Raw genomic sequence first — 14,282 nt, forward strand, 5'->3', positions numbered from 1 at the left:
TGGCGTTGAAGCCTCCAGCCGCACCCCTCGTCATCGACCGCCCGCGCAGCGCAGAGCAGATCGCCGCTGCGCTGCGGCGCCTGCTCGAGCGCGAGGGATTCGCCCCCACCCCAAGCGACCCGTTGCTCGAAGCGCTGGTGGGCGTGGCGGCGAGGTACGCGGAAATCGTCACCGGTTGCGTGAACGAGGCGCCGCGGCTTCACCTGCAAGCGTTCAGCGAATTCGTTGCCGGCCGTCCACGGCCCGCATCGGCGGCAAGCGTGCATCTCGCGTTCGGCGCTGCGCCGGGTGTTGCGCCGGTCGTGGTGCCCAGGCATACGCGCGTCGCGGCGGCCCCGGCGTCGGGCGATACGGCGCCTGTCGTGTTCGAAACGGCCGACGACCTGAACCTGGTGCGCGCTCACCTGGTTCAGGTCTGGTATGTCGACCCGGGCCATCGCCGCGTGGCGGACTTGGCTGCCATGCTGGCGGCACCGGGGCGCGGCGAGGCCGATCCGATGGATGCCGCGCTGCCGGTTGCGCGCGCTTGTCACTTCGCCCAACGCGAAGCGTTCGGACTTTCCGGACTGCGCGAGGTGCGGGTGCGGGCCAGGATCGCATCCGGTCCGCCGAGGGATCCGGAGTTGCAGCTCGAGTGGGGCGTGGTGTCGGACCAGGGCTTCGTTCCGCTCGCCGTTCGCAGCGACACGACCCAGCAAATGACGCACGATGGCGAGGTCGTGCTCGAGCCGCCGCCCGCGTGGCCCACGCTGGCTATCGAGGGCCTTGAATCGCGATGGCTGAGCGTGCGCCCGAGTGGGCCGGCGCTGCTCGCAGGAGCGAACGCGCCGCCGCGCGTGGCGCACGTGTCGCTCCTGGTCCTCGCAGCCGTTCCACTGCAGCCCATCGTTGCGGCCTGTCACGGCCCCGCGCCGCTGGACATCAGCAAGGACTTCTATCCGCTGGGCGAACGGCCGCGTTTCGGCGATGTGTTCCATGTGTTGTGTCCGGCCCTGGTCGAGCCCGGTGCCCATATCGAACTGCGCGTGCAGATGACCAATCCGCAGGGCGCCGCATCGTCGCCGATCCCGCCAGTGAGCCGCGACGGCAAGCCCCTTGTTGCGTGGGAAATCCCGACCGCGAATGGCTATCGCGCGCTGGTCGCCGCCGACGGCACCCGTTCGCTGACGCAGGACGGGACGGTCGTCTTCACGGTTCCCGCCGACGTGGTGTCCACCACGATCGCGGGCCAAAGCGGCGTCTGGCTGCGCGCCCGCCTGGTCTCGGGGAATTTCGGCAGCGTCGCGGTTGCGGATGCCGGTGGGCTTTCGATACCTTGCGCACCCTCGATCCGGGCGCTGGCTGCGGAGGCGACGCTGGAGCGCGGTCCGATGGCGCCCGACTTGGTCATCTGCGAGGGCGCGCTGACGAGGAAGGTGCTCGATCGCGCGACGGCCGTTCCTTTCGATCTCTTCATCGCACCCGACGTCGACGGGCCAGCGCTGTATCTCGGCCTTGCGGCGCCTGGCGTGCCACTCGAGGCAGTGCTTGCGGCGGGTCGCGTCCTCAACCTCCACGTGCGCCCGGCACCGCCGACCCTTCCCATCACCCTCGATGATGGCGCACCGGCGGTGGCGCACCGTTGGCAAGTGCGCGGCGCAGGCACTTGGCGAGAAGTGGACGTGGTCCGCGACGATTCGAACGGCATGGCACGTTCCGGCATCGTGCGACTGCGTCTGTCGCACGATGCATCGCCGTGGACGGGGCTCGCATTGGACCCGCTGGCCCAGCTCGGATGGCTTCGCGTCTCCTGGCCAGACGCCATCGACGCTGTCCGCACGCTGCCGCTCGGACTGGCGCTCAACGCAGTGGCCGCCACCCATATCCAGACCCTGCGCAATGAAGTGCTCGGGTCGAGCAATGGACGGGCGTCGCAGGCCTTCAAGGCCTTGCGCACACCCATCATCGGTGGCGTGCTGCTTCAAGTGCGCGAGCACGACGACCCATGGGTGCCGTGGGAGGAGGTTGACGACCTTTCCGACTCGACGGCCGCATCGCGCCACTTCACGCTCGATCGGCAGACCGGCGAGCTGCGCTTTGGCGATGGACGCCAAGGCAGGATTCCGCCAGCGGGCGCCAACAACATCGTCTTGCTCGCGTATGCGGCGGGCGGTGGACGCCAGGGAAACCGACCGCCCCTGTCGATCACGCTACCGCAAAGCGCAGTCCCGGGCGTCGAGTCCGTGGTCAACCTGGAGCCGGCGAGCGGGGGCATCGACGCCGAAACCCGCAGCCAGGTTCGTGCGCGCGCATCGACCTGGCTTCGGCACCGCGACCGTGCAGTATGTGCCCCCGACTATGCCGATCTGGCGCTCGCAGCTTCCCCCGAAGTCGCACGCGCCTACTGTTTCGCGGGCCGAGACCTGGTCACGGTGCCGAGGGGGGCGGGCGCGACGGTCGAGCCCAGCGCTGCCGTGATCAGCCTGATCGTCATTCCGCATTCCGACACTGCGCGCCCGCAACCGGACGCGGCGCTGCTCGCGACGGTGAAGGCCTATCTCGATGCACGACGCTTTCCTGCCGGCCGGCTCGTGATCGTCGGCCCTGCTTATGCGAGTGTGTCGGTCAAGCTGGAAATCAGCGTCCACGGCCACGGGTCGCCTCACGAGGTGGCGATGCAATGCCAGAAGCGCGTGGCGCAGTTCCTGCACCCGTTGACCGGCGGAAGCCGAGGGCAAGGCTGGGCGCCCGGCGAGCGGCCGCACCGGTCGGACCTTTACTCGCTCCTCGGCGCGATCGACGGCGTCGACCTCGTGCACGCGCTCTCGCTCGACATCGACGCAATGCCCGGCGTGCCGTTCATCGTGGCTGCGGGCACCGTGCAGACAGATATTGCAGGTATTGCGCCATGACCCCGCTTGACACGCCCAGGGACGAACGCGCGCACCCGTGGCAGTTCGACGAGTTCGTGCGCGAGGGCCTGTCGCTGATTCCCGCGTATGCACCCGAGTGGACCAACCACAACACCTCCGACCCCGGTATCACGCTGATCGAGCTCTTCGCGTACTTGAGCGAAATCCTGACCTACCGCGCGCTGCGGGTCACGCCTGACGCAAAGCTGAACCTGCTGCGGCTGCTCGAAGGTCCCGAATGGGACGGCTGGCGGGAGTTGCTGGGCGCGCCGGTCCAACAGGTCGACGAGGCCATTCGCTTGCGGATGCAGGCGCTGTCGCATGCGCAATGCGCGATCACGCCGGAGGACTTCGAGCGCGCAGCCCTCGAAGCCGCCCGCCGGCACCTCGGCCCCCACGAGCGTGTGAGGGCGTTCGCACTGGCCGGCGCCGATCTTCGTCGTGGACGGCACGAACAGTTCGATAGCGCAGCGCCGGGCGCGCCCGAAGAACTCGGCGACGTGAGCGTGGTACTCGCACCCGAACGCGAACTCGACGCCGATGCGCTTGAGCGCCTTTGCCGGGACGTGCAGGACGAGCTGGCGCCGCGTTGCTTGCTGACGACTCGGGCGCACGTGGTCGGCCCCGTGTACCTGCATGTGTTCGTTGGTTGCCGCCTGGGCCTCGAAGCGGGTGCATCGCTCGCGCACGTGCGCGCGGCCATCGACGCAGCCCTGCGCCGCCGCTATGGCCCCCTGAGCGCTGACGAGCCTTCCGACATCGCGCGGTCGTTCGGGCGCGCGCTGCACCTGTCCGAAATCGCCGAGGTCATCGATCGCGTCGAAGGGATCGATTGGGTCGACGACATTGCCGTTCATCGCATCGCGACCCGAACCATGGCCAGTGCCGATGCGCGGATCGGTGTTCGCATCGGCGTCGCATCGACACTCGCCGAAGATGCGCGGCTGGGCGGCGTTGTCAGCATTCCAGGCCGCAGGCTGATGCGCGATCCGCAGGGTGAGGTCACGTCGGTTGCGCTGCACCCGTGGGAGCTCGCGCGCGTTCAACTCGAGCGCGACGCCATGATCGATGCGAGCCAAGCTCCGCTCCCGGGCGCGCGCCGGCCCAGCGGCGCGGGAGACCGTCCATGAAACAAGAACTCGGTGAGCGCATGTTCGCGAGCCTGCCGGCCGTCTACGAGGCCGCCGACGCCACGGGCGATCTGGCGAGGTTGCTCGGCGTGTTCGAAGCGCTGTTCTTCGAGAGCGAGCATGGTGACCCCGCCCGCCTCACGCTGCCCGGCATCGAGAGCGGCATTCACGCCATTCCTGCGCTGTTTGCTCCGATCGGATCGCCGACCAACCTCACCTTGCGCACCCCGGACAGCTTCATGCACTGGATGGCCGCCTGGCTTGCGTTCGAGCCGCACGCCTTGTTCACGCCGGAGGCGCTGCGCCGCATCGCGGCCGGCATCGTGCCGCTGTACAGTTGGCGCGGCACGCGAGAAAACCTTCGGCGCCTTATCGCCCTGTGCTTCGAGAGTGTTCACGAGGTGCACATCGACGACAGGCCGTCGACGGGATTCACCGTGGGCCAGTCCCTGCTCGGCGAAGACACCCGCCTCGCGCAGGGGCGCGCCTTCTTCTTCAAGGTGGACGTCCATACGGGTCCACCGGCGCACGCGCCCGGCACCCCCGATGACGCCGCGGCGTTCGAGCGCCAGCTGCGTGCCGTGATCGACTTTGCCAAGCCGGCGCACACGGCCTACGAATTGCGCGTGCACTTGTCTCCCCAAGCCGGATGGCCCACGGCAAAGGTGCCCGGCCGACAATGAGCACAAGCACGCGACGCACATCCATTGTTCGGAGATCGACATCATGCAAAAGAGACAGCTGATCACGCGCAAGCCCGCCTACTGGCACGGGCAGCTGTTGCTCGAGGAAGATTTCATCGACGAGCAACAGTTTCACACCGAGGCACGCTACCGGCACAGCCGGCATCTGCACGGCTTCGGCGTCGCAAGCGGGCTCGAGGTGACGCGTGCCGGCGATCTCGCCGTCACCATTTCGCCCGGCTTCGCCGTCGATCGCAAGGGCCGGGAGATCGAGCTGCGAGACGCCGAAACGCTTGAGTTGCAGGGCGTGCCACCCGGTGCGCTGGCCTGGGTGACCATCGGCTACCGCACCGAACGCGTGGCCAAGGAAGGCAGCAACGACAACCGCATCGATTGCTATGCCCACCTGCGCATCGCCACCGGCGTCGAGCCCTCGGACGTGCGCCTGTGCGGGGTGCAGCTGGACGAGCGCGGGCGGCTTGGGGCGGGGGCGGTGGACCACCAGGAACGCGACGTGCTGCGATCGAATGTGGCGCCGGGCTCCGTCGGCGCCGAAGCGCTCGACGCCCAGCTTCGCAGGGACTGGATCACGGTGGCCTTCCATCCCTCGGCGATGCCCCAGGATGAAGACGATGCCCGGCCGCCGTTTCGTGTCGGCGCGACGCAGGCCATCGCACACAAGGAATATGACGGAAAGCCCAACACCCGGGGCGCAGCGGGTTCGATGGCGATCGTGCTGCCGCCAGGCGTGCGCCACATCCATCGCTTCCGCGTGGCCGGCGGCGCCAACGAGAAGAAAATGACGGTAACGCTCATCAAGGGCGGCTTCGACGCGAAGACCATGCAGCATATGCGCGACGAGGTGCTGACGCTCGACCTCGGTGGCGGCGGTGGCGCCTTCTTCGAGACGGGCGAGATTCCCGAAGCACATCGAAGCCTGCGCGATCGCCGGCGCACGCTGTCGGTCGATATTCAAGCCCACGGCTACGTGAAGATCTCGATGGTCGCGCTCGAAGTGTCGTATTGAAGCTTCGACATCGTGTTGCACTGATTGGAGCCAGCAATGGAGCCGTTCGCCGATTCGTCAGAGCACTTGCTTGCCGAGCTCGAGCGCATCGACCTCCTGATGCGCTCGCGCGTTGCGCACCTGCGGCGGGTGCAGACCGAGGACGAGCATTTCAGAGGGCTCTACATCTCGGAGCAGGAGGTCGACGCTCTGCTCGCGCGCCCGCTCGGGGCACCGCAATGGCTCAAGGCGGTCGAGGAGGGGCGCTTGGTCGACATCGACGCGACGCTTCTCGACATCGAGCAGATGCTCGAGTCGCGCCGCCGGCTGAGCCTCGCGCAGGGCATCGACCTGCGCCTGGCGCGCCTGGCGAACCTCTTCGGCCTGGATCGCTTCGACACCGACGTGCTGCTCGTTGCCCTGGCGGTCGAGATCGATCTGCGCTACGAAAAGCTCTACGCCTACCTGCAGGACGACGTGACGAAGAAACGACCGAGCGTCGATCTGGCGATCCAGCTGCTGACTGCGTCTTCGGTCGATCGCCTCGAGGCACGACGCCGCTTTCTGCCCAGCGCGCCGCTGTTCGCACAGCAGATCGTGCAACTGCGCGACGATCCGTCGCAACCGGATCCTCCTCTTCTTGCCAGGTACTTGAAAGTCGAAGACCGCATCGTGCAGTTCCTCTTCGGCATCGACGAGATCGACGGGCGCCTTCGTGCCTTTGCCGAGCCGGTGGTGCCCCGGCGCTCCCTCGATGACCTGCTGCTGACCGACGATGCGCGACGTGCGTTGCGCCGTGCCTGGCCGGCGCTTTCCGAAGCGCCGCTGCCGGTGATGCTGCTCGCGGGGCCGGCGGGTGCGGGCAAGCGCAGCGCCGCCGAAGGCATCTGCCACGAGCGCCAGTGGCCGCTGTTGGTTGTCGACGTCGCGGCGTTGCCGGCAGAGTCGGATGAGGTGCGCCTGGCTGCACTGATCGAGCGTGAGGCGGCCTTGCTGGGCGGGGCCGTGTACTGGCGCGGTGGAGCGTCGCTCGGTTCCGCGGAGGGTGCCGGCGCCGTCGCCGAAGGCGCTGAATCGGCGGGCCGCCAGCGCAGCGCGCTGGCCGGCCTGTTGCGGGCGATCGACGCGGGCCGGGCGCCATGCTTCTGGGCCGGCGAAGACACCGTCGCCATCGGCGCTGCATTGGCACGCCGGGCCGTCGTCGTCATGCGTGTGGCCGAGGCGACCCACCCGCAGCGCGCCTCATTGTGGTCGAGCGAGCTTGCCGGCGCGGCCCTGGATTCCGGCGTGGACCTGGCAGCGCTGGCGAGCCGGTTCAAGCTGCGCCTTGGCGGCATCGTCGATGCGGCGGCCACAGCACGGCGGCTCGCGCGGCTGCGCGATGGCGAGCGGGCCTCGATCACGATGCGCGACCTGCAGGACGCCTGCCGCATGCACTCGAACCAGAAGCTCTCGTCGCTGGCGCGCAAGACCACGCCACGACAGCGCTGGGATGACCTGGTGCTGCCGGCGGACCGCCTCGCACAGCTGCGGGAGATCTGCAATCACGTGAAGTATCGCGATCGCGTCTATGGCGACTGGGGGTTCGGGCGCAAGCTCGCGCTCGGCAAGGGCCTCGCGGTGCTCTTCGCCGGGCCGTCGGGCACGGGCAAGACGATGTCGGCAAGCATCATCGCGGCGGAGCTGGGGCTCGACCTTTACCGCATCGACCTGTCGACCGTGATCAGCAAGTACATCGGCGAGACGGAGAAGAATCTGTCGAAGATCTTCGACGAAGCCGAGACCTCGAACGCGATCCTTTTCTTCGACGAGGCCGATGCGTTGTTCGGCAAGCGCAGCGAAGTGCGCGATTCCCACGACCGCTACGCGAACATAGAGGTCGGCTACCTGCTGCAGCGCATGGAGGAATACGAAGGCATCGCCATCCTTGCGACCAACTTCCGCAAGAACATGGACGACGCCTTCGTGCGCCGGCTGCACTTCACGGTCGAGTTTCCGTTTCCGGACGATGAAGATCGCCATCGGATCTGGAAGGGCATCTGGCCCGAGGACACGCCGCGCGACAGCGAACTCGACCTTGAGCTTCTTGCGCAGCGCTTCGAGATGACCGGTGGAAACATCAAGAATGTGGCCGTTGCGGCTGCCTTTCTGGCGGCAGACGAGGATCAGGTCGTGCGCATGGATCACGTCATCCAGGCGACGCAGCGCGAGTATCAAAAAACCGGCAAACTGTTGGGCGACTTCGACGAGTTTGGCCGTGGAGACGGTCGTGCGCGCCGTTGAAGTCCTGACATTTTCACGCGCCGCTCGCGACGAGCGGCGTTCTCGTGGACATGACCGCATGGCGGCCGAAAGGAGGCACCGTGTCTGACTACGACATCGCCCAGAGGCAGGCTCTTTCATTTCTCGCAACCCAGCCCGCAACGGGCAGCGCCACTCAGGCGCAGCGCGCGGCGGACGAATCCGGCGGCGTCAGTTGCCGTCTTGGCGACTCGTCCTGCGCGTCGGCGCACGCGGCGAGCGTCAGCCGATCGGCCCTTCGCGACGGCTCCATGCTGCAGCGCTCGCTGCGGCACCTGCAACGCGAATTCGGCAACCAGTACGTCGGCCAGGTGATCCACCGGGCGACGGGCGACCAGGCGGACGGCGCAGAGAGCAGTACGGATGCGATCGAGCGGTCGATCGACGGTGCGCGCAGCGGTGGACAGGGGATGGACCACGGCACGCAGACCCGGATGGAATCGGCGTTCGGCGCGGACTTCTCGGGCGTGCGCATTCACCATGATTCGCGAGCCGATGGGCTGAGCCAGGCGCTCAGCGCACGCGCGTTCACGACCGGGCGCGACGTGTTCTTCCGGCAGGGTGAATACAGCCCCGGCACGTCGTCGGGGCGCGAGTTGCTGGCGCACGAACTCACCCACGTGGTGCAGCAGAACGGCGATGGCGTGCAACGCAAGATGACCGTCAGCCAACCCGGCGACCCGCACGAGGTCGAGGCCGACCAGATGGCACGCGCGGTGATGGCGCAGGAGCACGCGGTGCAACGCCAGCCTGAAGCGCCGGTGTCGGAAGATGAGGAAAAGAAGAAGGTCCAAATGAAGGCGGATGCGACGAGCCTGTTGCGCGACGAAGACGAGCAAAAGCAGGAATAGGCCACGCCGCCGGCGGCGAACAACGCCACTCGCGAGAGCCCGCAATGGTGATGGCGGCAGCTTGCCGGTGTGGGCACTCGGTGGATAGCGGCGTGCTGGACGCCCGCCGATTGTCGATGTCCGTCGCGGATCAGGACGGGTTGTGTTCGCTGGACTGTGGTGGCAGCAGGCTCTCGAACTCAGCCTCGGACAACAACGGCACATCGAGTGCGCGCGCCTTCTGCACTTGACGCGGCTCCTGCGACATGGACTGCCCGGCCAACACGTACGACGTTCGTCCGGAGACTGCGTAGTCGACTCTTCCTCCGAGGCGTCGAATGATCCGTTCAATGTCGGAATGAGACTTCGACAGCTTTCCGACAATGACAAATGATCTGCCGGCGAAGTGATCGCTGGAGGGATCGTGGCCCGTCAATGAATCCGCCCACCCCAGGAACATTCGGACGACGGTCGCATAGTCTCCGGTCATGAGGCGAAGTTCGCGGACGCGTTTGTCTCCAAAGTCCTGCCAGATGAACGACTCCGCCCCTGCGCGCTGGAGCAGGACCGCCATCTCGCCATCAAATGCCGCGCAACCGTTGGGACAGATGCAGATTTCGCGAAAACTCTCCAATCGCTCGTTCCGGAGGCCTTGGGACGGCGACTTGACTTCGTCGTCAGTGAACAGCGAGGCCTTGACCGCCTCGAGGACTCTTTCCGGAGGGAAGAGCGCCAATTCGGCGTCCGCGCGCAGATCGCTGCGTCGAATCGTTGCGCGAAAAAAATCGGCGATCGGGCTCAATAACACCGGCTGTTGGTAGTCTCCTATTTGCATGCCGTCGGCCCACAGACGGATGTGAACTACGACGAATTCTCCAGCAGGCTCGAGCAATTCGGTCTGAATGCCGAAGCGTTCCGTGGACCCGAACATCTTCATTCGCATAGGCTCCTGCAAAACGCCACTACTCGCTCGCTCTGAATCTGGCGCGCACTTCAGGCGGGACGACCAAGCCGCGAGGCGAACTCTCCCGACCGTTCCAGTGGACGCCGCCCTCGCTTCCACCGTTGGGTTGGTAGCGGTACACCTCCCCGCTGGCATTTCGGCCGTACCAGTTCTTGCCGGCGGCATCGGGGATTGCACTTTGGTACACCGCCTCGGCGTCGGCCGGAAGCGTCGTTGTCATGCTGCCCCCACCCCGGTAATTCGGATCGCCCGGAACATGCGAACCTGGATTCGTGTACTTCGGCTTGGGGCCATGATAGGCGCCTTGCTTGGTGGGATGCTTGGCATTCGACAGCTCCTGCTGAACGTCGGCCAGGGCTTTTTGCCTGGCTGCCGGATCGGTGATCTTCTCGGCTGAGTCTAGGCGCGCCCTGATATCCGCGTTGTCGGGATTGGCCAATTCATCCGAATACACGTCCCGCAGTCGCTTGGGTTCCTGCGCAAGGCGTTCGGCCTTGCGCACGTCCGCCAAGTCCTGCTCGACCTGCCGATACCGTCTCGCCTTGTTCGATTTCGAATCGACCGAAGATTCAATCTCGCTTAGGCGCTTTTCGATCTCCGGCTTGTTGGCGATCTCGTCCGCATATTTTCGACGAAGCGTATCGCATGGCGACGCGCAGACTTCGCACACGCCATCTTCCCTTACCCGGACCTTGCGCTTTCCGTCGATGCTCGCCTCCTCGAACTCCACCACCTCGGAGCTCTTGCTCTTGGCTGACTCACCCTTGCCCTCCACCGGTGCTGGCTTCTCGACGCCGAACACCTTGCCTTTGACGAAGTTGTAGACCCCCTTCATCAGGTTCGCGATGAAGTGCAAGATGAGCATGACGATCATGATCACCGCCGTCATCGCGAGCGCGATGAGGCTGTCGGCGATGCGGTTGTAGGCTTCCTCCTTTTGCGCCTCGGTGGTCTTGCCGGTCTTCAACAGCAACAGCTTGTGGGCGAGATTCATCATCTCGGCCCGCACGAAGCCGCCGAGCAAGGCGTAGCCGACCGCCGCAGCGATAGCCTTGACCAGAGGGTGTGGGATGAATGTGGCGACGATGAGCGGCACCATGAGCGTGCGCATCAGGATGCCGACCACCGTGTGGTAGATCATGATCGGGATGTCCAGGATCAGCAGCAAACTGGTCCAGAACTCATCGAGCGACCCCGCGCTCAGGGGGCCGGTGACAACCTTCTTGATGTTCGTGAACAGCTCGATGACGTCCTTGATGTTGCCGACCATCGGGAAGATCAGGTCGATCAACAACTGCTTGACGACGGCCATCGGGTTGGCCTTGAACTCGTCCCACTTCTTGCCCATCGTGACGGCGATGCCGTGGCCGATGTCGCCCCACGAGGCCGATCTCTTGATCTCGGCCGGCGCGCGGTGAATCGTCGTGGTGCCGGGCGCCTGCGTCTTTGCCGCACTGCCGCCCCCGAAATACTGGCCGAGGACGCCGGCAAAGCGGGTCTCGACGCCCTCGAAGGCCTGCACGCTGCGCTGTGCCAGCAGTTCGACGTACTTCATCGGATTGGCGAAGAGATCCTTCAGGAAGAGGATGATCTTGCCGAACTGGACGATTCCGGAAACCAGCACGTTGATGCCGAACGAAAGCACCTTCCGCACGAAGCCGAAGACCTTGTCGATGGCACCATCGATCCAGGCCTTGACCTTGTTGAAGAGCTTGGTCCAGGCATCGTTGATGCTCTTCCATAGGGCCTTGAGCTTGTTGACGAAGGTGAAGGCGACGTTCTGCAGGGCGTCGGGCAGTTTCTTGAACAGGAAGTTCTCGGTCAGGCCGGACACCCGACCCAGCAGCGAAGTGGCAAAGCTGTTGATGCCGCCCCAGACCTTGTTGACCTGCGTCAACAATGTGTCGGTCATCGCCTTGAAGCCGTTTGCGACGGTCGAGATCAATCCCGAGAAGGTTGCCCACGCCTTCTCGATCGCCTGGGCGTCGAGGCTCATGAGCGCATTGGTCAGGAAGCCCAGCGGATTCTTGAAGAAGCCGACGATGTTGGTGAACGACTTCGTCGCGGCGTCGAGGGCCGAGGTCGCGAAGCTTTCGATCGAGTTCCACTTGTCTTTCAGCCACTCGATGCCCGAGTTCACCAGGTCCTTGATCTGGTCGACGATCCAGTCGAAGGCTTCGACCGCCTTGTCCTTGACGACGGTGGCCGCGGTCTTGATGCCCTCGAGGCTCGGATCGAACTGGTAGTCCGTGAACGGAATGTCGAAGTTGTACCAGGCGTTCTGGATGCGTGGGGAGTTCGACGCATGTCGCGGCAGCGCAGTGACGCGCATGGCCGGGCTTGCTGGCGGAACGGGCGCTGGATGCCCGGTCACCGGGTTGCGGCCGGGCAGTGGCGGGCGTACCTCCTCCTGGGCACTCTGCCGCTGCGCCTGCGCCTCGCTCGGCCCCTTTGGCTGCTGCAGGCCGGAGCGGATGAATCTCTGGACGGCTTGATTACCGACGGTTCTCTGGGAATGAAGCAGTTGAGCCTGCAGGGTGCGCGGCTGCGGACGGGCGTCTGGCACCGGGAGCGCCGAGTGGGTCGCCTCGATCGCTCTCGCGCCGTGTTTCGCCGGAACTGTCGCGCGTTGGGGCATCCTGATTCCTCACGTCGCCGTGACCCTGGGCCCCGGCCCGCCGACCAATGGCTGGTTCGGGCTCATGACGTTCGCACCTCGAAGACGGAATGCCCGATGCGAATCTCGTCGCCAGGCCGAACTGTGCGTGCGCCGTCCCGGAGAACGGCGCCGTTGACGTAGGTTCCGTTCCTGGACCCAAGATCGACGATCGCCAGGTTCGTGCCGGTGCAATCGATGCGCGCGTGCTCGGCAGACACGAATCCGTCGTCCCCGAGTGCGATGTCGTTCTGCCTGCCGGCACCGATGTGCATCGTGCCGGGATGGATCGGCCATCGATCCCATCGTCCTGAGGCGTTCCTCAGGCAGAGGACTGCCTGCACGGTGACGCCGCCCAGGATGTAGTGGCCGACGAGTACGGCGAGGTGATAGGCATCGCGATCCTCGCGCTTGCTGCGAACGGCGGTGAGCGTGCCGTCGGGATGGAAGAGCAATGCGCGAAGATCCTTCTCGGGCAGCAGAACGGCCGCCGCGTCGGCCCACCGCGTGTCCCGCAGCGCGGCCCTGACACCGGCCAGGCGCTTCTGGATGTCGTCGATGAGCTTCTTCGTGCGCTGGGCCCATCCGCGTCGGGGCGGAAACAGGACGATCACCTTGTGGAGATAGCCCTTGCGCGCCAGCATCGCCAACTCCCAGTTGACCCAGAAGGTATTCCCGCAATACATCAGGATGACCTGTGCGCTGGACATCCAACGCCTGACCTGTGCTTGCCAATCGGCGTCCGAGAGCCGGATTCGTGCGGCGCCCGGCATCGGCAACTCCTCGCTCGGCGCACCGATGGCGACGAAGGGGCCGAAATGGACGAAGTGCCTGGACAGCCGGGTCTCCAGCGAGTAGTCGAAGAGGGCCTCGCCGCTTTGCGCGAACGTCAGCTTCTCGTCGTCTTCAAAGGAGCGAAGAAAGAGAATCGGCGGTCTTCGATCGACACGCAGCAAAGCATCGGCATCGACCTGGAAGTACCGCCGCATGCGAACGAGCAGGAAGAAGCCAATGCAGTCGACAAGGGTGAAAAACTTGCCCACGTCCTGCACCTGTTTGGCCGACTCGTTGAAGTTCGGGGCTGCCACGTGATAGCCGTATGCCGAAGCCAGCAGCACCACGCAGCCCAGCGCGCCGAAGGCAATCCCCTTTCCGAGGTTGACGCGCTTGATCTGCGAGAAGTCGATGGGTGTCGATGCAACGCGTCCGTCGTCGGCCATCGACCGCGCGAGGGTCCGAAGGTTCACGTCAATGCCCGAAGGCTTCATCGACCGGAGTCCGAGCAATGCGATCAGGGTGACGACGCACCAGACCGCGACGAAGGCCCACGTCATCGTCGACAACACGCTGGCCGGATCCGACGCGCCCATGCTGGACATGAGCACGACCAATGCGATGCTCGTCGGCAGCAGCAGCCCGAGCATCCAGAGGTACGAAGTCCAGGTGCGGCTTGAAATCGACCCGATGTTGCGCAAGCCGATCCAGAAGCAGGCAGAGGCGGCGCCGATGAAGGCGAGATGGACCAAGTACCCCGTGATGTCGTTCTCGTCAAAAACGAGGCTCATGAGGCTCTGCAGCATGACCTGAATCGACATGAACACCAGGCCGTAGTCCATCAGACGGACAATGCGCATGCGCCTCACCTGCCGCGAGAGATCGATGTCCTTGACCATGGCCGGGGTCGGAATCGTCATCTTTGCTCCCGTTGCGCGTGCGCACGCAACGCTGAAAGTATAGGCACCGCATTGCGTTCAGCCATCCACCAAACGAGCGAACGCCACCGGCTTTCCGGGTACGCCACTCTCCAGTTGTCATACCCCC

General features: G+C 65.5%; 9 protein-coding genes. 6 read left to right on the top strand and 3 right to left on the bottom strand.

Annotated features, from left to right (window positions below):
* Positions 1–5: 5 nt before the first annotated feature.
* The 6 genes from QTI04_RS02770 (at position 6) to QTI04_RS02795 (ending at position 8,862) form a co-directional block, all read left to right on the top strand.
* Positions 6–2,891: a putative baseplate assembly protein gene (locus QTI04_RS02770; protein ID WP_286614107.1), complete on the top strand. Its 2,886-nt coding sequence runs from the start codon at positions 6–8 to the stop codon at positions 2,889–2,891.
* The gene (locus tag QTI04_RS02775) at positions 2,888–4,021 is read left to right on the top strand and encodes a hypothetical protein (RefSeq protein WP_286614108.1); all 1,134 of its coding nucleotides are present in this window, start codon (positions 2,888–2,890) and stop codon (positions 4,019–4,021) included. Before QTI04_RS02770 ends, QTI04_RS02775 begins: the two co-directional genes overlap by 4 nt.
* Positions 4,018–4,704 (top strand): hypothetical protein, encoded by a 687-nt coding sequence (locus QTI04_RS02780; RefSeq protein ID WP_286614109.1) that lies wholly within the window; start codon positions 4,018–4,020, stop codon positions 4,702–4,704. Before QTI04_RS02775 ends, QTI04_RS02780 begins: the two co-directional genes overlap by 4 nt.
* 43 nt (positions 4,705–4,747) lie before the next feature.
* Positions 4,748–5,731 (top strand): hypothetical protein, encoded by a 984-nt coding sequence (locus tag QTI04_RS02785; protein WP_286614110.1) that lies wholly within the window; start codon positions 4,748–4,750, stop codon positions 5,729–5,731.
* A gap of 36 nt (positions 5,732–5,767) precedes the next feature.
* Entirely contained in the window at positions 5,768–7,993 is a 2,226-nt protein-coding gene (locus QTI04_RS02790; RefSeq protein WP_286614111.1) for an ATP-binding protein, read from the top strand.
* A gap of 80 nt (positions 7,994–8,073) precedes the next feature.
* The gene (locus tag QTI04_RS02795; protein WP_286614112.1) at positions 8,074–8,862 is read left to right on the top strand and encodes a DUF4157 domain-containing protein; all 789 of its coding nucleotides are present in this window, start codon (positions 8,074–8,076) and stop codon (positions 8,860–8,862) included.
* Positions 8,863–8,992: 130 nt separating this feature from the next.
* Here the strand turns inward: QTI04_RS02795 and QTI04_RS02800 are convergent, their stop codons facing one another.
* From QTI04_RS02800 to QTI04_RS02810, 3 genes are all read right to left on the bottom strand, one after another.
* Positions 8,993–9,778: a BRCT domain-containing protein gene (locus tag QTI04_RS02800; RefSeq protein WP_286614113.1), complete on the bottom strand. Its 786-nt coding sequence runs from the start codon at positions 9,776–9,778 to the stop codon at positions 8,993–8,995.
* A gap of 25 nt (positions 9,779–9,803) precedes the next feature.
* Complete coding sequence (locus QTI04_RS02805; RefSeq protein WP_286614114.1) at positions 9,804–12,137, bottom strand: hypothetical protein; 2,334 nt, start codon at positions 12,135–12,137, stop codon at positions 9,804–9,806.
* A gap of 368 nt (positions 12,138–12,505) precedes the next feature.
* The gene (locus QTI04_RS02810) at positions 12,506–14,155 is read right to left on the bottom strand and encodes an FHA domain-containing protein (RefSeq protein WP_286614115.1); all 1,650 of its coding nucleotides are present in this window, start codon (positions 14,153–14,155) and stop codon (positions 12,506–12,508) included.
* Positions 14,156–14,282 lie beyond the last annotated feature (127 nt).

Source organism: Variovorax sp. J22R115 (genome assembly GCF_030317005.1).
Lineage (GTDB): Bacteria > Pseudomonadota > Gammaproteobacteria > Burkholderiales > Burkholderiaceae_C > Variovorax.

Bases quoted from the DNA above. Each gene is read 5' to 3' on its own strand.
- QTI04_RS02775 (WP_286614108.1), top strand. From the start codon at position 2,888: ATGACCCCGCTTGACACGCCCAGGGACGAACGCGCGCACCCGTGGCAG.
- QTI04_RS02800 (WP_286614113.1), bottom strand. From the start codon at position 9,778: ATGAAGATGTTCGGGTCCACGGAACGCTTCGGCATTCAGACCGAATTG.
- QTI04_RS02780 (WP_286614109.1), top strand. From the start codon at position 4,018: ATGAAACAAGAACTCGGTGAGCGCATGTTCGCGAGCCTGCCGGCCGTC.
- QTI04_RS02790 (WP_286614111.1), top strand. From the start codon at position 5,768: ATGGAGCCGTTCGCCGATTCGTCAGAGCACTTGCTTGCCGAGCTCGAG.
- QTI04_RS02805 (WP_286614114.1), bottom strand. From the start codon at position 12,137: ATGCGCGTCACTGCGCTGCCGCGACATGCGTCGAACTCCCCACGCATC.
- QTI04_RS02810 (WP_286614115.1), bottom strand. From the start codon at position 14,155: ATGACGATTCCGACCCCGGCCATGGTCAAGGACATCGATCTCTCGCGG.
- QTI04_RS02785 (WP_286614110.1), top strand. From the start codon at position 4,748: ATGCAAAAGAGACAGCTGATCACGCGCAAGCCCGCCTACTGGCACGGG.